Source organism: Sphingobacterium sp. JB170 (assembly GCF_900163865.1).
Classification (GTDB): domain Bacteria; phylum Bacteroidota; class Bacteroidia; order Sphingobacteriales; family Sphingobacteriaceae; genus Sphingobacterium.
The window spans coordinates 1-19,489 of the sequence record NZ_FUKU01000034.1 but is presented as its reverse complement, the minus strand read 5'-3'; the positions used below and the strand labels follow the sequence as shown (position 1 = coordinate 19,489).

At 40.1% G+C, this 19,489-nt stretch carries 14 protein-coding genes; 3 read left to right on the top strand and 11 right to left on the bottom strand.

Annotation, left to right across the window (positions count from 1 at the left end; translation table 11 throughout):
- Positions 1-123: 123 nt before the first annotated feature.
- The 6 genes from hemC to rbfA all read right to left on the bottom strand — a co-directional run bounded on the left by hemC (position 124) and on the right by rbfA (position 6,174).
- Positions 124-1,713, bottom strand: coding sequence for a hydroxymethylbilane synthase (gene hemC, locus FM107_RS10570; protein WP_086948486.1), 1,590 nt, complete (start codon positions 1,711-1,713; stop codon positions 124-126).
- Between the two features lie 99 nt (positions 1,714-1,812).
- Entirely contained in the window at positions 1,813-3,054 is a 1,242-nt protein-coding gene (hemA, locus tag FM107_RS10565; protein ID WP_086948485.1) for a glutamyl-tRNA reductase, read from the bottom strand.
- 338 nt (positions 3,055-3,392) lie between these two features.
- Complete coding sequence (locus tag FM107_RS10555) at positions 3,393-4,040, bottom strand: hypothetical protein (protein ID WP_086948483.1); 648 nt, start codon at positions 4,038-4,040, stop codon at positions 3,393-3,395.
- Positions 4,041-4,046: 6 nt separating this feature from the next.
- Positions 4,047-5,132, bottom strand: a complete 1,086-nt coding sequence (locus tag FM107_RS10550; RefSeq protein WP_086948482.1) for an aminotransferase class V-fold PLP-dependent enzyme — start codon at positions 5,130-5,132, stop codon at positions 4,047-4,049.
- Positions 5,110-5,778, bottom strand: a complete 669-nt coding sequence (gene aat / locus FM107_RS10545) for a leucyl/phenylalanyl-tRNA--protein transferase (RefSeq protein ID WP_086948481.1) — start codon at positions 5,776-5,778, stop codon at positions 5,110-5,112. Before aat ends, FM107_RS10550 begins: the two co-directional genes overlap by 23 nt.
- A gap of 24 nt (positions 5,779-5,802) precedes the next feature.
- Positions 5,803-6,174 (bottom strand): 30S ribosome-binding factor RbfA, encoded by a 372-nt coding sequence (gene rbfA / locus FM107_RS10540; RefSeq protein WP_086948480.1) that lies wholly within the window; start codon positions 6,172-6,174, stop codon positions 5,803-5,805.
- A 689-nt stretch (positions 6,175-6,863) separates the two neighbouring features.
- On the opposite strand from rbfA, the gene argH reads away from it, so the two are divergent.
- Entirely contained in the window at positions 6,864-8,195 is a 1,332-nt protein-coding gene (argH, locus tag FM107_RS10535; RefSeq protein WP_086948479.1) for an argininosuccinate lyase, read from the top strand.
- Positions 8,196-8,273: 78 nt separating this feature from the next.
- Here the strand turns inward: argH and FM107_RS10530 are convergent, their stop codons facing one another.
- Complete coding sequence (locus FM107_RS10530; protein WP_086948478.1) at positions 8,274-9,863, bottom strand: ABC-F family ATP-binding cassette domain-containing protein; 1,590 nt, start codon at positions 9,861-9,863, stop codon at positions 8,274-8,276.
- 216 nt (positions 9,864-10,079) lie between these two features.
- Positions 10,080-11,138 carry an aldose epimerase family protein gene (locus tag FM107_RS10525; RefSeq protein ID WP_086948477.1) on the bottom strand — a complete coding sequence of 353 codons (1,059 nt, stop codon included), beginning with the start codon at positions 11,136-11,138 and terminating at the stop codon, positions 10,080-10,082.
- Between the two features lie 330 nt (positions 11,139-11,468).
- Between FM107_RS10525 and FM107_RS10520 the strand changes: the two genes are divergently transcribed.
- Positions 11,469-12,815, top strand: a complete 1,347-nt coding sequence (locus FM107_RS10520) for a deoxyguanosinetriphosphate triphosphohydrolase (RefSeq protein WP_086948476.1) — start codon at positions 11,469-11,471, stop codon at positions 12,813-12,815.
- Between the two features lie 57 nt (positions 12,816-12,872).
- Positions 12,873-14,984 (top strand): type IA DNA topoisomerase, encoded by a 2,112-nt coding sequence (gene topB, locus FM107_RS10515; protein ID WP_086948475.1) that lies wholly within the window; start codon positions 12,873-12,875, stop codon positions 14,982-14,984.
- An 80-nt stretch (positions 14,985-15,064) separates the two neighbouring features.
- On the opposite strand, the gene FM107_RS10510 is transcribed toward topB, so the two are convergent.
- From FM107_RS10510 to FM107_RS10500, 3 genes are all read right to left on the bottom strand, one after another.
- Positions 15,065-16,048, bottom strand: a complete 984-nt coding sequence (locus tag FM107_RS10510) for a hypothetical protein (RefSeq protein ID WP_086948474.1) — start codon at positions 16,046-16,048, stop codon at positions 15,065-15,067.
- Between the two features lie 132 nt (positions 16,049-16,180).
- On the bottom strand, positions 16,181-17,494 hold the full coding sequence (gene lat, locus FM107_RS10505; RefSeq protein WP_179204456.1) for an L-lysine 6-transaminase: 1,314 nt from the start codon (positions 17,492-17,494) through the stop codon (positions 16,181-16,183).
- Positions 17,495-17,510: 16 nt separating this feature from the next.
- Positions 17,511-19,049, bottom strand: coding sequence for an aldehyde dehydrogenase family protein (locus FM107_RS10500; protein WP_086948472.1), 1,539 nt, complete (start codon positions 19,047-19,049; stop codon positions 17,511-17,513).
- Positions 19,050-19,489 lie beyond the last annotated feature (440 nt).

Sequence of the window (19,489 nt, the reverse complement as noted above, 5' to 3'; positions counted from 1 at the left end):
TTAATGCTTATTTATAATATTTTTCCCCCTAATTCATTTCACCCAACGGGTTATATGTGTTTAATTGTAATGTGTTCCATCTTCGAAAGCACGATTTGACCGTTGAATAACCCTATATGGGATTTAGTAATCTAATCCAAAAATTGCTTCAGACAATCCTATCTCGTCTGGTGTGAACGGCAATGTATAGGATAAGCCCATGACCTCAATAGCGCGCGCTGTAGAGTGGCCTATACTAATAATATGCTGTCCCGGCTCAATTAGGTTATCCCGAAAATACGCCTTAACGTTACTTGGACTTGTAAAAATCAATACCTCCGCATTCGTTTTATTTATATTTTCTTCAAGTACCGTTTCGTAAATAGGCATGTCGATCACCGTCGTGTTAGGTGTTAGCGCTTTCTGTATTGATAACAGCGAGTCTTTTGCTCTCGGAATAAAAACGGACTGACCGTCGACAAGTCGAGCGAACTCTTTAGCGATATCCTCGGTTTTGATACCTAAATTATCGCCTGAGAAATCCGCTACACGGTCGTATTTTCGAAGCGCATATTCAGACCCTCGTCCTAAGACGGCAATCTTCGTTTTCTTTAAAATCCAAGGATCCAATTTGAAAAAATGTTCGATTGCATTTTTACTGTTAAAGAAGATCCAATCCGCGCGTTTGAGTATAAACGAATCGAGTTTGTTTATTGTTGGATATATCTTTATAAGTGAGCGAGCATCGGTATGGATATTGTGCTTACTTAAAAAGCGTCCTAAATAAGAATTTTCGTCTAAATCTCGTGTGATAAAAACGCTCGAAGGGAATTTTCGATCTTTTTGGAACTTTTCAAATATTTTTTCAGCCATGCCTTCGGTCGTTGGTGCATGTATGTAAAAGCGGTTCGGAAAATCTTCGTTGTCTTCTGCTATGGAAGTCCACGACTCAAATGCTCCGTCCTCCGTTTCCCGGCAATAGCAACCTAACGGTGCGTGACATCCGGCATCAAACATGTTTAGCACTTTTCGTTCTACGGCAATTGTTTGGGTGACCTTCTGGTCATTTAGAGGTTTTAATATTTCAAACAACTCCTGATCATTTTCTCTTATTTGGATTGCTAATACTCCTTGCGCTGGCGCAGGTACGATTTCGATTGGGCGCAGTTCTTCCAAATGAAAGTCTGATAAATCCATATCAACACGGGTTACCCCAGCTTTTGCAAGCATTATAGCATCGTATTTCTCATCACGTAATTTCTGAAGTCTAGTTTGAATGTTTCCACGTAGGTCTGTGAACTCTAAATCAGGACGTAAAGAGAGTAGTTGCGCTTTTCGTCTATTCGAGGAAGTACCGACAGTAGCGTTGTGTTTTAACGACAGTCGTTTTTTGATGTCTACGCAATCTTTATGTATAATTAGCAATTCGGAAGCGTCTTCTCGCTCGGATACTGCTGCGATAATTAATCCAGGAGGGTTGACAGTAGGAAGATCTTTATGAGAGTGAACAGCGAGATCAACTTGTCCAGAAAGTAATTCTTCTTCTAATTCTTTGGTAAAAAATCCTTTACCCTCTAGTTTGTCCAACCGAAGATGTTGGATGATATCACCCTGCGTCTTGATTATTTTTAACTCCGAGTCAACGCCAATTGCAGCTAACTGATCTTTGATATAATTTGCTTGCCACATTGCAAGTCGACTACCTCTTGTTCCAATGATAAGTTTTCTGTTCACTATTGATACTTTATGGTTGAAAATACTTACAAAGCTAGCCAAATACGAATACAATCCCGACCTGTATTGTCAGAAATACGCTATATTACGAGAAAAATGTTAATTATTTTCTGCCAGTGTATTTTTTACTAAAATATCCTTCGCCATTAACATAGGAACTTTGATGTATTTCTTTTCCATGTAATTAATGACTTTCTCAAGTGTTTCACGGGCCTGCGGATCTAATTTCTGGATTTCTTGAGCAAAAACTTCGTTTAGAGCGAATGATTTGATTTCCTTAATTTTCTCTGGAACCTCGCGCATAGCTAATTCTACGCGGCGCTGTTTGATTAGCGGTAGAAACTCTTGGATGTTTTGTTGAATAATAGTATCTGCACTTGCGAGCTCGTTGTACCTGTCTTGCTTGTTCTTTTCAGCGATCGCTTGTAAGCTACTTACTTCAATGTATTGCATATTGAAGTTGGCAACCACATCCGCATCGACGTCGTTGGGAATGGCTAAGTCGATAATAATTTTTTTATCCGTCTCTCCATTGAGGAGCATGCTGTATAGGTTCTTGTCGATGATTGATTCCGGCGAACCGGTACATATTATCATCACGTCAAACCCATTTTTGTACTGACCAAGTGCGGAAAGTGGATACGCTTTCGCATTAAGGTCCTTCGCTAATTTCGTCGCATTTCCTATTGTACGATTGAAAACAACAAAATTACTATGTTGATGCTTCCGTAGATATTTTGCTAAGTTCTGATTTGTTTCACCTGAACCGATAACCAAAATTCGCGGGTTTTGAGGTATTTTGTTTTCTTTTAGTTTGCGATATGCTAAGGAGACGACTGATATAGGGTTACGAGAAATATTTGTAAATGTATAGACCTCTTTCGCAGTTTTTACCAAACGGTCCATGACTAAACGAAGATAATCGCCGGTGAACCCAGCTTCACGACAACGCTCGTAAGCTTTACGAACTTGTGCAAGAATTTCTTTCTCACCGACCACTAAACTCTCTAAAGAGCATGACATTCGAAACAGGTGCGTCAGGGCATCCATTTCCTCATATCTGGTTACCTGCCCAAGAAAGCATTGCAAACGTTCTGCTGGTACACAGAAGTTCATCTGCCCCATAAATTCAGCGATGAACTGATCGTTTAGATCATGCGCGCCACAAAATACAAACTCAACGCGGTTACATGTTGCAATGTAAAATATTTCTGGAATGTCCAGCCTTGTTTTTAGATTAGCTAGCCTATCTTCCAACTCTTCATTGCAGATAACTAGATTACCCAAGTCTTTTAACTCGACATGTTTGTGGGTGAACGCTATAACTTTTAGATTCTTCAAAGCTTAATTTTGCTCAATAATTTTTCTCCTGCAAATGTAGATTAAAAGGAATGCTTTTCTGTCAGAAATCTGTCACTTGGCTGAATTTAGAATGATTTTAAATAGACTTAATCATCTTATTATCAGAAATTTAATATGTTATTCGGCGTGATGATCGAATATAAATCCATGCTCGGCATCTATATAATTACAATTGTACTATTATTTACTCGGCATAAAAGGACATTTAAACGTTATTTATTAAATTTTTGGCCGGTTCATTCGCGACAAATTGTCTTATTTCATAGAAAAAAAGCGTTTTTTATACTAGCACAGCAATTAAATCGGTAAAAAAGAACTTAGCGTTTGTTCGGACGGTGTGAAATGAAATGATCTTTAAGCTTATCAACATTAATATTTTCCTGCGGCGCGTCGAGTTCGAATGACCATACTTTTAAGTCGATTATTTCGTCAACTTCTTTTTGCTCTAATAAATTCATGGGTTTGATCCTCATCTCGATGGCAATGGGTTGGGTGACGTGCTGTACTGATTGACTGTATCGCAGTATCTGAATATCCATATTGGGCCATTTGCCGATATTGCTGAAATTTGCGGTGTGAAATTGTATGAAGTCCTTGGCCAAGACATGCTCGCCAAACAGAGCCGTACGTTTTTGACCATTTATCTCGGAGATCGCGATAAGGAGGTCATATGAAGTGTGATTTACTATAAAGAACTTTGCTAATCCTTCTTTCTGATCGCCGGCGACGGCTAAATAGATGCCTTTGGTTGTAAATGGGGCATTGTCTTTGGGTCGTACGGGCTGATCTTGATCATCGATATGTCGCATATTTCCATGAACGAGCGTTATTTTAGTTGCTGGTACAGGGATTTCGAAACCGGAGTCATCGGTTACACCAACGATCTCGTCGGTTTGAAATGAAGTAATATGTCCTTCAATCGGCTCGTCAACAAAGCGAACCAAATCTCCAATTTTAAATTTCATGTTTTTCTATTTTAGATTCCCTCGATCAATTATCTTTAATAATTGATGTATATCCTGTAGCGTGTTGTATATATGTATTCCTATTCTAATCCCTGTTCCGCGTGGAAAACAGCGCACACCGGCATGTAAAAGCTCCTCATAGCGCGCAGGTGGGATTTGAACATTAATAAGTGCCGAGTGAATTTTTCGCTCAGCGGCAATAGGTAAGAGAAGCCCCCTACTGTGGAGTTCCTCATATGCAAAGTTAACCAATTGTATTAAATGGCTTTGAATTTTATCCAATCCAATTTCCTGCAAAAAAATTAGGGATTGTCCTAATGTTCCCATCGACATGGTGTCCTGGTGACCTGGTTCGAAAAAAGTTTGAAGCATTGATTTTTTGCTCCACATATTCTCTCCTGGTGCAGGAGGGGTGCCGATTGCATTTTTAAGCAAATGCGTGAGCTGTTCGCTAAGCATCATAAAACCATTTCCAAATCCCGAAAGTAACCATTTGTAACCACTCGCCCCTAGCGCGTCGAACCCCGATTCATCAAAATCGAAAGTTTCCGTCCCCAATAGCTGTGTGCCGTCGCCAATAATAATTAAATCGGGATAGGATTTTTTTAGTTGTTTGATGAAATCTAAGTCAATTTTGACGCCGTTGATATATTGTACTAAACTTAATAATAACACATCGGGAGAATATTTTGCTACAGCATCGAGAATGTCTTGCTCTAAATGTGCACTCACTCGCGAAAATTTATGGCGAAGACCGCGACTGATGATGGGGTAGTTCAAGGAAGGATAATCTTCTTGCAAGAGCAAATAATGGAGATTTTTAGGCATCCTGTCGATCAGAGTGCTGAATCCGAATGAAAAGTTGGGCGTACAAAAGGTGCGTTCTACGGCGGTACTGAAACAAGACGCTATCTCCGCTCGTACACTTTCTATAAGTGCTGGCTGCTGATCGCGTAAAAAACCAGAGGGATCGTAAAACTCATTTTCACGTTGTGCACGCCACTGCACGACTTGCTTTGGAAGTAAACCACTACCCGGCGTGTTTAGATAAATTAAGGACGATGGGATGTCAAAGTGTTTGCGCAAGTTCATTCGGGGAAAAGGTTTGTTTTTTTAATTCGTTATAAAACAATGCTCCATCAATTTCTTTTGCTCCCAAGGAAGCTAAATGGCCGCTGTATATTTGACAATCGATGAGTGTGAATGAGAAGTTTTGGCAGAGGTAAATTAACGCTAGTTTGGAAGCATTGGATGTCTTAGAGAACATACTTTCTCCACAGAAAACGTTTCCGACTTGCACACCGTATAATCCCCCTACAAGATTTCCTATTTGATCGTATGTCTCAAAACTATGGGCAAATCCGAGTTCGTGAAGTCTGTTATAGGCCTGCTGCATCTGATCGGTAATCCAAGTGCCTTGTTCCTCGCTACGGCGTATCTGTGCACAATTTTCTATAACCGAGACAAAGGCCTTATCGTGTGTATTGATCAACGTCGTTGAACGTATAAATTGACGCATACTTTTGCTTATTTTCAATTCATTTGGCTGTAAAACGAACCGCACTTTGGGGGCGTACCATAGAATGGGGGATGCTTCGTCATACCAAGGGAAAATGCCGTGCTCATAAGCGAGTAGCAATCGTTCAGTGCTTAAGTCACCGCCAACAGCGAGTAGTCCATCTTCGTTCGCTAAACGAGGGTGGGGGAATGCATTTCGTTTATCTAACTGATAGACCATAGTTTGGAACAAAAAAACCAGATTTTAATCTGGTTGCCTAGGTTCTTTGTTAATTTCTTCAAAAATCTTTTCCATATGTTCGACATATTCGTTAGTGTCGTCCAAGAAGAATTCCAACTGTGGAACGACGCGCGCTTGGTGCTTTATACGAGTACCAAGTTTATATCGTATTTCGGTCGTCTTACTTTGAATATTTTGTAGATCCTCCTTGGCTGTCTTCGTATTTAAGAAACTTACATAAACACGCGCAATAGCGAGATCCGGAGTTACCCTAACTTTTGTTACCGTAACGAATGCGTCAGGGGCCCATACCTTTCCGTCTCGTTGAAAGAGTTCGGCCAAGTCTTGCTGTATCACCCCAGCGAATCTTTGTTGTCTTTTACTTTCTGTTCCCATAACTACACGACGTTAATGATTTATTATTAATTAAAAAGTTGCTGACTACACTTGATCAAAGGTACTAATATTTCATCGTTTTACACAAAAGAAAGGAATGTAGGAAAAAGAAAGAAGCGTATCACAGGTCAGGATACGCTTCAGAACAAAATTAGTTTATAAGTGGTTAGTCGTATTTTTTTTAAGTTTTAAGACCTTCGTCTATCAAATTTGGTGGTTTAATGCTGGTGGCGTCGAGCGTGAGTCTTAACTCACTAGCCTTATTTCAATTTTTCATTTCCCCTTTACGTCTACAAACATATGCATATAAATTATTCACACAAAGATATTTTTTAAAAAAAAGTAAGTGATCACTTTTTTATTTGGTTTTTGAGCATTAGGGCCGCATTTGCCCATGAAAAAAATAATTGGCTGAATTGAATAATTGTAATAATTTACAGAAACACCCCGAATCACCCTTCCCCTATATGGATTTTGCATGTGTATTAAAAGAATGAATTTGATGTATTGTTGAGTTCATTAATTTAACAGTTACAGGATCTGCTTTCTACGTATTCGTATTCTCGTTTTGTGCTGTATTTTTATACATTTGTGCTATAGCATGATTGAAATTGGATACAGTCTAACGAACGTTGCCCCATATTACTGCGCGTTGCGGCGAAGTTATTCGACACACAAAAACTTATTGGATGAAAATTTGGCAAAAAAATATTGACGTCGACTCTTTTGTGGAGTCTTTTACTGTTGGTAATGACCGCGCATTGGATTTACAGCTTGCAGCAGCCGATGTGCTTGGCTCATTAGCGCATACACAGATGTTAAACAGTATCGGATTATTATCGGATGATGAATTAAAAGTTGTACAGGATGAGCTTAAGAATATTTACCGTGATATAGAAGAAAATAAGTTCACAATTGAAGACTCTGTTGAGGATGTACATTCGCAGATAGAAATGCTATTGACCGAACGCGTAGGCGATGCCGGAAAAAAGATTCATTCAGGTCGGTCTCGAAATGATCAAGTCTTAGTCGATTTAAAATTATATTTCCGTTCAGAAATTCAGAGTCTTGTTCTTCAAGTTGAAGAATTGTTTCGTAAACTAATTGAGCTTAGTGATAAACATCAAAACATATTAATTCCCGGATACACGCATTTACAAATCGCAATGCCTTCTTCTTTTGGGTTATGGTTTGGCGCTTACGCAGAAAGTTTAGTGGACGATTTGGAACTCATGAAGGCCTCTTGGAAAGTTTGTAATAAAAACCCGTTAGGGTCTGCAGCAGGTTATGGGTCGTCGTTTCCGTTAAATAGACGAATGACAACAAATTTGCTCGGTTTCGACGATTTAAATTATAACGTGGTTTATGCGCAAATGGGACGTGGAAAAACCGAGCGTATATTGGCACAGGGAATGAGTGCGGTCGCGGCCACACTCGCTAAGTTCGCAATGGACGTATGTTTATTTATTAATCAAAATTTTGGTTTTATTTCCTTCCCTGCAAATCTTACAACTGGTTCCAGTATTATGCCTCACAAGAAGAACCCGGATGTTTTCGAGTTGGTTCGTGCACGATGTAATAAAATTCAAGCACTGCCCAATGAAATTGCTTTGATGACGACAAACCTACCTTCGGGTTATCATAGGGATTTGCAATTGCTGAAAGAAAATTTATTTCCAGCCTTTCAGTCGCTATCTGAATGCTTGGAAATCACAACGTTTATGTTGGATCACATTTCGGTGAAAGAAGACGTATTAGATGATCCGAAATATGATTACCTTTTTAGCGTTGAGGTTGTAAACAATGAAGTCCTACAAGGTATTCCTTTTAGAGAAGCTTATAGAAATATTGGATTGGCCATCGAGCAAGGTACTTTTAAGCCTTCAAAAGCGGTTCAACATACGCACGAGGGAAGTATCGGTAATTTATGTAACCAAGAGATTGTGCGAATGTTTGATGAGAATATTGCGGCTTTTGGTTTTCCAAAAGTTGAGAACGCATTATCGCAACTACTGAAATAAAGATACCCCGCATTAACTGGTAGGAGCCATTTGAGATGTATCCTCGAACTATTTATTTCGAGGATACATCCCTTTTGCCTAGTTCAACTGTATTTTTCTGGAAATATTTAATTGTTCCAAAAATGTTTTATCGTGCGAAACGACGATTAGCGTTCCTTTGTAATCGATCAACGAATTTGTTAAGATCTCCATACTTTGAATATCAACATTATTAGTCGGTTCATCCATAAATAGTACGTCGGGAGCATTCTCTCGAACGGTGAGTCCGCATAGTATTAACTTCATACGTTGCCCGCCACTGAGCGTGCTACAGGTATTGTTCCATGTGTCATTTGGGAATAGAAAGCGACTTAATCGTGTCTTTACTTCATGCTCCTCCAATCCTCCATCGTTGAACGATTGGGCCATCTCGTATATCGACTTATTCTCCTCTAGTAATGAATAATTTTGATCAAAATACACAGGCGTCACTGGGGCAGTAGTTAATTTCCCTTTACTCGGAATAGCTTTTCCCAGCAGCAGGTTAATCAGGGTGGTTTTTCCCGAACCATTGGCTCCCTCCAACGATATACGCTCGCCACTTTCAATATGAAGATCTATATTCTTTTTCCACAATTCCTTACCACCGATTTTAATATTCAAGCCTTCTGCATGGTATAGTATTTTACCGTGATGTAACGCTGAATTTTCGATATCCAGTTTGATTCTCGAAGACAAGGATTGAGCTGATCGAAGTGTGGTTAATTCGTCGGTAATGCCGGAGATTTTATGCCGATGGATATCCTTCACTTTGGACGTGCTATTTTCAGCATTATTTCGTAGGGTGTTCATCATGATGCGGGAGAGGCCCGAGTTTGTTTGCTTTTGCTTTCCGCGTACGTCGGACCTTTCCATGCGTTCGGCCGTTTTTCGTTCTTGTTGCCTAGCTTTCCTTAAATCTTTTTCTTTTGATTGTATCTGCGCTGACTGCGCTACTAGATCATTCTCTTTTTGAAGGCGAAAGAAATCATAATTTCCACCATATAATTTAAGCTGGCCACGGTTTAGTTCGTATGTTTTGTTCATAAAATTTAGAAGTTTCCGATCGTGGCTAGCGATTACCAACGCTTGTTTTGTTGTTTCCACAAATTGATATAGCAGCTGTCTTGTCTCACCGTCCAGATGATTACTAGGTTCGTCCATTAAAATGACATCAGCATTATGGAGATGTATTCCTGACAAAAGAACTTTCGCCTTTTCCCCGCCACTTAACTGATCCATTTTGCGGTGCATACATTCTTCGGGAAGGGCCCATTTTTGGAATGTTTCAATGCAGCGGTTCTCTATCTGCCAATCATTATCAAGCGCTTCGAAGTATTCTTCCGTGAGTGCACCTCCTAGTATCTGATGCAATGCGTGTATTTTATTTGCGATACCGAGCGTTTGGACAACGGTAAAATGGTCATATTGCCCATATAACTGCGGAATATGATAAACCAATGAGTTCGCGACAACTTGTCCAGCAGTTGGAGTTATTTTTTGAGCTATTAGCCGCAATAGTGTGGATTTACCGCTACCGTTATCGCCAACTAAAGCAATTTTATCCGAAGGATCAACATTAAAATTAATATTTGTGAAAAGTACATCCTTGTTCGGATGGATGTATGAAATTTTATGAAGATTAATCATAACTTTTAAATATAGGCTTGAACATTTGTGAGCAAGAAAACTTGTTCACTGAATAAATACTATTTTAATTGAAGTTATGATTACATACGTTTTTGATTATTGATGCGAATATAAGTATTTTTTCTTAAATACTGTTTATGAAGGTCTTAAAGAAAAAATCAATGCAATTGTTTAAAATTAGGTGTGTCTTTTTATTTTTCTTGCCACAGGTGCCGCCTATTTATAAACTGAAAATCGAAAAATCGTTTGTGAGGAGAATTCGGTGTCTGCTTTAAGAGTTGTTGATGGAAAATTTTCCTGGTTTGGACTATTGGGAAAATGTTGCGTTTCGAAGCAAAAGGCTTTTCGCGGGCCATAATTTTTACCGGATTTTCCTATATCTTGTTCGGAAAGGAAATTTGCAGAATATAATTGTATTCCAGGCTCCGTTGTTTGGACCTCGAGTCGTATTCCTGATGCTTCCGAAAAAGCAGTTGCTGCTACTTTTGACAATGGCTGTGGGGTAACGAAAGTATGGTCGTATCCATTTCCGTGGGCTATCTGGGTGTCGTCGTGGTTAATCTCGTCTCCAATATGCTTGGCCTGGCGGAAATCGAAAGGTGTTTCCGCAACGGAGGCTTCTTCACCCAGTGGTATCTGGTTTTTGTCAATCGGGATGTAATGCGTGGAGGGGATTGTTAACTGATGATCTAAAATATCTCCATTGCCCTCACCATTGAGGTTGAAGTAAGCATGATTCGTTAGGTTTAATACTGTGTCTTTGTCGCAGATCGCTCTATAGTTGATTTGTATTTCATTGAATTCGGTTAGCTCAAACGATACGCATATCCGAAGGTTTCCCGGGAAGCCTTCATCTCCATCAGGCGAGCTAAGGTAGAAGTCTACTTTCTTTCTAAAAGATACTTGCCTGTCCCATACCTTGTCTTGCAAGCCAGATCGTCCACCGTGTAGGCAATTTGTTCCGTTGTTTTGTGGAAGCGTATAGTGTTGACCGTTTAGTGAAAACTTACCGTTAGCGATTCTATTTGCAAAACGCCCAATCGTTGCACCGTGGAACTTCTCCTGGGCATCTAGATAGGCTTGAATAGAATCAAATCCGAGGATGACATCACGGAGTTCACCATGTTTGTCAGGAACGAGGATACTCACAATACGTGCACCGTAATCCGTCAGTGCAACTTGCATACCACTACGGTTTTTCAAAACTATCAAATGCGTGTTTTTTCCGTTGATGGAATGAATGAAGTTTTTATGTGGAGGGAGAATGTAAGTCATCGCTATTAGTTTTATACGCTATAAAAATAGCAAATAGACTTGATACGTGGAAGAGAAGTAACCAAAGACTTAATTTTACAGTTGGCAATAATACGAATTTGGAAATTGGTATTGCTAATGAGTAGCACGCTAAATTTGTATTCGATCACTAGGGAAATCGAAGCGTATTTATCCCAATTAAAAGTCGGAATTTTGTCACTTTGAGCTTTTTGATCTTTTTTCGATCTGCCGGCGCGATTGATTATAATTATGCAAATTGGTGCGTGTCTTTCGGACTTAGGCAAGTTTAGAAATTGTATATTTGCAGCTAGCAAAATGATTATTTTTTAGATGGATTGGAAACAGTTGCTTTCAGCGAAACGCTGGGGATATGAGCACCGGGAAGAAAAGGACAATTTCGATGCGCGCTCAGAATTTCAACGGGATTACGACAGATTGATTTTTTCATCACCTTTTCGGAGGCTACAGAATAAAACGCAAGTTTTTCCTTTGCCTGGCGCAGTGTTTGTCCATAATAGATTGACACATAGCTTAGAGGTGGCAAGTGTAGGCCGCTCCTTGGGACGGTTATTCTATAACCTGATGAAAAAAAACAACCCCAACATCGATCAGGATATTCCTTTTCTGCAAGAGGTCGGGAATATAATTTCATCTGCTTGTCTCTCCCATGATTTAGGTAACCCGGCGTTTGGACACTCCGGGGAAGCAGCAATTTCCTCTTATTTTACCGAAGGCGCGGGGAGCAAATTTGAAGAACAGGTTTCAATTAACCAATGGGCTGATCTAACGCATTTTGAAGGTAACGCTAACGCACTTCGTATATTGACTCATGCTTACCAGGGGAAAGATGAAAAAGGCTATGCCTTGACCTACGCGACATTGGCTTCGATTGTGAAGTATCCGTGCGCCTCAATTGATGGTCACGTGGCAAAGAACCATCATCGAAAAAAATACGGTTTTTTTGACGGCGAGCGTGATACATTTTGTAAAATTGCGGAAGAACTGGGCTTAAGAGTAGATCCTACGAATACCAACGGGTACCTACGCCATCCACTAGTATATTTGGTGGAAGCAGCGGACGATATTTGTTATAATATTATTGACTTAGAAGATGCCCATCATTTAAAAATATTATCCTATCAAGAGGTAGAAGATCTCTTGTTGCCACTTTGCGGGGGGCAAAATTTACGTGCCCGGCTAGATAGTTTAGACGATCGCGGTAGTCGAGTGGAACTCTTGCGCGCCAAGGCTATTAACACGCTGATACACGGCGCGGCAAATGTGTTTGTGGAGAATCAGGATAAGTTTTTATCTGGAACATTTGGAAGCTCGTTAGTCGATGCACTCGAAGAGCCGATTGTCGAGCAAATGAAATTGATTTCCAAGATATCGGTCGAACGGATCTATAATGCTTCAACCGTCGTTCAAATTGAAATTGCGGGTTATCATGTGATGAATGCCTTATTGGACGAATTTATACCGGCGTATCTTAAAACAAATAAGACGATGTTCGATAAAAAACTGGTTGCTATGATTCCGAAACAGTTTCATACCGATTGCACCGATGCGTATTCGAAGATTCGGGCTGTTTTGGATTTTGTGTCGGGTATGACCGACGTTTATGCCATCGAGCTCTATCGGAAAATTAATGGAATCTCAATCCCGTCGCTTGATTAAGATAGTGGTCTGAGTGAATTAAAATTAAGAACAGAATTATACATCTTAGGGAAATCTATGAAAGTAGTAATTGCAGAAAAACCGTCGGTAGCTCGTGATTTAGCTAGGGTAATGGGGGCCAAGGAAGTAATGGACGGGTATATTGCGGGGAATGGTTATGCCTTTACGTATGCCTTTGGACATTTGGTCCAATTATGTACGCCACAGACATATGGTTATTCGAGCTGGGCCGTATCCAATTTACCAATTATTCCCGCAGAATTTCAATTAGAGTCGAAGAAGGTAAAAAGGGATGGAAAGCAAATTGATGATGCCGGTGCATTAAAGCAACTTAACACGATAAAGCGGTTGTTTGATCAAGCTGATGAGATCATAGTGGCAACTGATGCTGGACGTGAAGGAGAACTTATTTTTAGGAACATTTATTACTACCTAAAGTCAACAGTTCCATTCAAAAGACTTTGGATATCATCACAAACGGACAAAGCGATAAAGGAAGGGTTCGCTAAACTTAAAGCGGGAACAGAGTACGATAGTCTGTATATGTCTGCACGATCCCGATCAGAGTCGGACTGGTTGATTGGAATTAATGCTACCCAAGCCCTTACCTTAGCGGCAGGTAACCGTGGTTTGCTTTCGCTCGGTAGAGTACAAACACCGACTTTAGCAATGATTTGTGGGCGCTATGTAGAAAATAAAGGTTTCAAGCCGCAAGCATTTTATCGGATTCAAGCCGGGTTTGAGAAAGATGAAATTAAATTTAAGGCTACATCGGCAAAAATTGAGAAGAAACAAGATGCTGAGGCGGTGGTCAGTCGAATCGCCATTGGGACAAATGTGGACGTCCTGAAGGTAGAAGCGAAAGAAACAAAAGAGCAACCACCACTGCTTTTTGATTTGACTTCTCTTCAACAAGACGCTAATAAGAAATATGGTTATTCGGCAGATCAAACTTTAAATATTGCGCAGACGCTGTATGAAAAGAAAGTAATAACCTATCCGCGTACAGGTTCTCGCTATATTGGTGAGGATGTTTTTGAACAAATCGAAGAACTATTCCAGCATTTGGCCGACACGGCGGAAGAAGGGATAGCGACAATTAGTCGAAATTTGATTGGATCGAAACTTAATAAGCGATCAGTTGACGAAAAGAAAGTAACAGATCACCACGCTCTTTTGGTCACCGAGGAAAAGCCCGGGCCAATGTTAAACGAACAGCAAAACATATATAATATGATCGCTAAGCGGATGGTTGAGAGCTTCTCGGATGTCTGTTTAAAGGATATTACTACGGTTACAATTGACGCGTTGGGTATTGAATTAGTAGCAAAAGGAACAGTAATAAAACAGTATGGTTGGCGTTTGTCTGCCGACCAAGTGGAGTTCCCTGATGACGATAAAAATGCAGATGACCTTGACGGTGAGAATACCCAATTGCCGAATCTGATTCAAGGTGAGATGCTGAGTATCCGTCATTTAGAGCTCGCCGAGAGGTTTACAAAAGCGCGTCCTATTCACACGGAAGCTTCGCTGTTGAAGGCTATGGAGACCTCCGGGAAGGAAATTGAAGACGATGAGATGCGTCAAGCAATGAAAGAATGTGGTCTGGGCACACCTGCAACCCGCGCAGCAACAATTGAGACGCTTTTTCAACGTGATTACATCAAAAGAGAGAAGAAAAAGTTAATTCCAACAGAGAAAGGACTTGTCGTGTATAATCTAGTCAAAGATCGGTCGATTGCCAAAGTAACATTGACAGGGAAATGGGAACAGAAACTGGAAGAGATGCGTTCTAATAAAGGTTCATATGAGATTTTTATGAAACATATTAGAGACTATACCGCGAAGATCACAAAGGAACTACTTCATCTAAGGGTTACGATTCAAAAGGAAGAAGCCAAACCTCTGCAGAACGGCGTGATCAAGTGTCCTAAATGTAACCCTGGGCAGGTGCAACTATATGACAAAATTGCGCAGTGTGACCGTTATGCACGCGGTTGTGATTTTAAAATTTGGCGGACTTTAAATGGGGTGTTTCTTGAGGAAAAAGAAATGAAAAAATTGCTGGAAAATGGAAAAACGTCAATTTTAAAAAGTGTTAAAACCCGCGAGGGTAAAACCGTAGACTCAGCACTTGTATTTCAAGATTTTAAAGTATCAATCGCTTAGTGGAAGCGTTTGATAATTAACGTAGAGGGATGCTATTCAGAAGAACCAAGCTTTCGCGGATAGAGCTAGGAGATTTGAAGTTAATTTTTCGATATGGTCACGTTTTCAATAAATCTATCGTCTTGATCAAAGAGAAAGCTCATTGGTGCTTCTGGATTTTTGATAATTTCAAAGAGTGTAAAGCCCCACGGCTTCCAAAAATTTTCCAGAACCTGACCATAGGTCTTATTCTGCCAAATATCAAAAATTGGTTTAAGTGTCCAATCGTTCAAAGGCATCGGTTCTATGAACGTTTTATCAGGTGTCTCTATATAAGTGTATTCGGGGAGCCTGTTGAACAGATAAGCCGAATAGAAATATCGGGCACAAATTTCTTCAAACTGAATAGGGTGTAGTTCTTTGCCAAGAATTTTGGTCAGTACTTCCTCATGGTATATTTCGTTAGTCCCGTTATCTTGAAGGGTCGCAATTACCGCAAAGTCGTTCATACGAAAAGAAAAGACTAAGGTGTTAATTTCATCGCGATAGTTGAAGTTTGTATCGTTCTCTTTTATTGGTAGAATCATAATAGAGAAGGGGTTCTTATGCTCGAATTCAATGGAGGTGCGAATCGATTGCAACATGAAGTGCAGATTTCGAAATTTATGAACGAGGGCTTGTGAAAAATTTAGTGGTTCCCCGCTTAGTGTAGCTTGACGTATGCCTGCCTGTATCTCATTAAATACGACGCCGTAAAGTATCTTCGCCACCCACTGAAAAAGGCTTAACTTGGGAAGTTCTTTTACCGCGGAGTACCCTTGAGTCATCGCCTGCTCGATTTTGTTTTCCAGTTCCTCGTAAAGCGAACCTGCCTTCGCGGAGCAAGGGAGTTTTAAAGCCTTATATGTTACGATATTTTCGTCTAACATTTTGAATGGCATGTCTTCCAAATTGAACTTCCGCATCATCCAAACTGGGAATACTTGTATTTGTTCGTCAGCAGTTTGCAGCGTTTCACCTGTTAAAAAGCAGGTCTTATTATCGAATTGGAAGTTTTCGAAAGGATTGTATAGTTGTGATGCCATGAGGGCAAATATATTGGTTTTTAATACTAGTTTTGAGTGTTTCAGTCCAATTGACTAAATTCTGACTTAAAAAAAGAGTAGCATATTATCAAAACATGCTACTCAATCATTCATAATTTAGGAGTATTACTTTTAAGCAACTGTTGTTTTAGCGAGTTGCATTGCCGATTCTTTTACAATAGCTAAGGCACGGTCTAATTCTTCCTTGGTTGCCGTAAGATGCGGTCGAAACCGTATGCTTTTCTCTCCGCAGCCAAGTATTAGCAATTTGTTTTCTAAGGCTACTTTCACAAAGTTATCACGTTGTTCGGTCGACTGGAAATCAAATGCTGCCATGAGCCCAAGTCCGCGTGGATTCCCAAGATACGGAGAGGTGTCGACTATTGCCGTGATTTGTTCTAGTAAATAATTGCCCTTTATTTCGGCTTGTTTTACAAGGTCTTCCTTTTCAATGATTTCTAAAATTAACTGAAACCTTAGTAGATCAATAAAATTGCCGCCGAACGTTGAATTTATTCGACTAGACTCTTTAAAGACGTGTTTTTCCACTTTATCGAATTTTTCTCGATTCGCGAGGATTCCACATACCTGTGTTTTTTTTCCAAACGATATTATGTCTGGGATTATTTCGTAGTGTTGGTATGCCCACATCTTACCGGTCATACCAAGTCCTGTTTGTACTTCGTCAAAAATTAGAAGAATATCATGTTTGTCGCATATCGCACGCAGTGCTTGAAAAAATTCTTTTCTAAAGAAATTATCTCCTCCCTCACCTTGTATTGGTTCGAGTATTATACATGCAATTTCATTTGGGAATTTTTCTATTGCGGCATTCGCCTGTTCGATAGCTTTTTTTTCGAGCTCGAGTGTGTTGTTGATCGAAGCTTCGGTTAACGGGAATGTTAGTTTTGGATTTTCAATTCGCGGCCAGTCAAATTTGGGGAAGTATTGGTGTTTTCTGGGATCCATTGTGTTGGTTAAGGAAAGCGTGTATCCAGACCTTCCGTGGAAAGCTTGTTTGAAATGTATGACTTGCCCTGCCTCTTTTTGAATGCCCTGAGAGAGATTTAATTTAGTTTTCCAATCAAAAGCTGCCTTTAAGGCGTTTTCTACGGCCAGACTGCCCCCCGAAATAAAGAAGCAATAGGAGAGCTCTTTTGGCATCGCAACACGTTCGAAAGCTTCTAATACATCTGCATATTGATATGGATATGCATCCGATAGGGCGGGCTTATTGATTGCCATATTGCCTAAAAAGTCTTTTTTTGCTACAATATAGGGGTGATTATAGCCAACGGCAGAGGATGCGAACATGGAAAACATGTCGAGGTATTCTTCTCCATTTTTGTCCATTATATACGAGTCGTGGCTGTTTTGAAAATCTAATTCAATTGGTAATCCATCGGCAAGAATATGTTTTGATAATATTTTATGTAGCTCTCTCATAATATAGTTTTATCGTTTATTTTGAGTTAAAATTAAAGCTGATCCCTTGTGCGAGGGGAAGGCTCGTACTGTAGTTAATCGTGTTGGTTTGTCGGCGCATATAGATTTTCCAAGCATCGGAGCCTGATTCGCGCCCACCACCGGTTTCTTTTTCTCCGCCAAATGCGCCGCCAATTTCAGCTCCAGATGTTCCAATATTTACATTTGCAATACCGCAGTCCGATCCCGCATGGCTTAGAAATAGTTCCGCTTCGCGAAGATTATTTGTCATAATTGCTGAAGAAAGACCTTGGACAACACTGTTCTGTAGCGAAATAGCATCTTCAACGCCACCTTTGTATTTTATTAGGTATAATATAGGTGCGAATGTTTCGGTTTGAACAATCTCGAAATGGTTTTGGACTTCTGCGATTACAGGCTTCACGTAGCAGCCGCTTTGATTGCTGTCGCCATTTATCGGACCACTTTCTGTAAGTAATATGCCACCCTGTTCTTCGATTTTGGAAATAGCCTGGTTATACATGTCTACGGCCTTTTTATCGATTAAAGGCCCCATGTGGTTTTCTTCATTCAAAGGGTTGCCTATTTTTAATTGGCGATAGGCTGCGGTTATGGATTCTTTAACGGACTCATAAATACTCTCATGAATAATAAGTCTACGAGTACTTGTACATCGCTGGCCCGCCGTGCCGACTGCACCGAAGACGGCGCCAATAAGCGTCATGTGAAGATCCGCGTCCGGCGTCACAATAATTGCATTGTTTCCACCTAGTTCTAACAATGATTTTCCTAAACGTGATGCTACTGTAGATGCAACTTGTTTCCCCATTTTCGTTGAACCTGTGGCAGATATTAAAGGGATACGTTTATCTTCGGAAAGCCATTTCCCTGCGTTTAAATCTCCTGTAATAATTGACGATATACCTTCAGGTAGTTGGTTCTCATGTAGAATCTCTCCGAGCATCCTTTGACAAGCTATAGAGCAAAGGGGCGTTTTTTCACTGCCCTTCCATATTACGACATCACCACAGACTAATGCGAGTGCGGTATTCCATGACCAGACGGCGACAGGAAAGTTAAAAGCAGAAATTATCCCCACCACGCCGAGTGGGTGGTATTGATCGTACATTCTATGTGAAGGACGTTCGGAATGTATGGTGTTTCCATACAGTTGTCTGGATATCCCTACAGCGAAATCACAGATATCAATCATTTCTTGTACTTCCCCCATCCCTTCTTGGTAGGATTTACCCATCTCGTATGAAACAAGCTTCCCTAAAGCGGGCTTTTGCTCGCGTAATTTTTCTCCGAATTGTCTAATAATTTCACCTCGTTTCGGGGCGGGAATACTAGCCCAATGTTTTTGCGCGGATATTGCCGTTTCGACTACGTGTTCGTAATCCTCTTTTGTAGTTGAGATTACTTCACCGATTTCCAACCCGTCGACGGGTGAAAAAGAGTGTAAGGAGTTTCCGTTTGCGAACCATTCGTTCCCCGTTGATGTTCCTTTTGATATCGCTTCAATACCTAATTGTTTTAGTTCCTTTTTTATCATGATTTTTTATAATATTCGTTGTTTTAGTAAAAATAATGAATATAATTCTATTAATTAACTTTATACATTAAGTTTTTTTGCAAAATAGGGTGTCTTTGCCGATGTAAATTTGTTTTCGAGGAGTTCTGTGTTTTTTTTTGTGATCGAAAAATTTGATCTCAATATTCTTATGCTTGCTACCAACGGGCCAGGGGCGAAGTAAGAATGGTTTTACTTTCTTGGATCTGGTCTACCTGATTCTTTATGCTGATCCGCTGTTTTTTTAGAAAAATATTGTTCAGGTTTTCAGGTTCTTGCGTTTGTTGTTAAAGAATGTTTGGCTTTTGATTTGGAAATAGGGTTTACGTTTTGTTACCTTTGCACCACTCCGCGAGGGAGGGACGGTTTTGAACAGCAAGATTAAGGTATGCTGAATAGTTGGATTTAGGTTCTATTATTTG

Excerpts from the sequence above, each read along its gene's own strand:
- rbfA (WP_086948480.1), bottom strand. The coding sequence starts at position 6,174 with ATGGGAACAGAAAGTAAAAGACAACAAAGATTCGCTGGGGTGATACAG.
- FM107_RS10530 (WP_086948478.1), bottom strand. The coding sequence starts at position 9,863 with ATGATTAATCTTCATAAAATTTCATACATCCATCCGAACAAGGATGTA.
- FM107_RS10525 (WP_086948477.1), bottom strand. The coding sequence starts at position 11,138 with ATGACTTACATTCTCCCTCCACATAAAAACTTCATTCATTCCATCAAC.
- topB (WP_086948475.1), top strand. The coding sequence starts at position 12,873 with ATGAAAGTAGTAATTGCAGAAAAACCGTCGGTAGCTCGTGATTTAGCT.
- argH (WP_086948479.1), top strand. The coding sequence starts at position 6,864 with ATGAAAATTTGGCAAAAAAATATTGACGTCGACTCTTTTGTGGAGTCT.
- FM107_RS10555 (WP_086948483.1), bottom strand. The coding sequence starts at position 4,040 with ATGAAATTTAAAATTGGAGATTTGGTTCGCTTTGTTGACGAGCCGATT.
- aat (WP_086948481.1), bottom strand. The coding sequence starts at position 5,778 with ATGGTCTATCAGTTAGATAAACGAAATGCATTCCCCCACCCTCGTTTA.
- FM107_RS10510 (WP_086948474.1), bottom strand. The coding sequence starts at position 16,048 with ATGGCATCACAACTATACAATCCTTTCGAAAACTTCCAATTCGATAAT.
- FM107_RS10520 (WP_086948476.1), top strand. The coding sequence starts at position 11,469 with ATGGATTGGAAACAGTTGCTTTCAGCGAAACGCTGGGGATATGAGCAC.
- FM107_RS10550 (WP_086948482.1), bottom strand. The coding sequence starts at position 5,132 with ATGAACTTGCGCAAACACTTTGACATCCCATCGTCCTTAATTTATCTA.
- FM107_RS10500 (WP_086948472.1), bottom strand. The coding sequence starts at position 19,049 with ATGATAAAAAAGGAACTAAAACAATTAGGTATTGAAGCGATATCAAAA.
- lat (WP_179204456.1), bottom strand. The coding sequence starts at position 17,494 with ATGAGAGAGCTACATAAAATATTATCAAAACATATTCTTGCCGATGGA.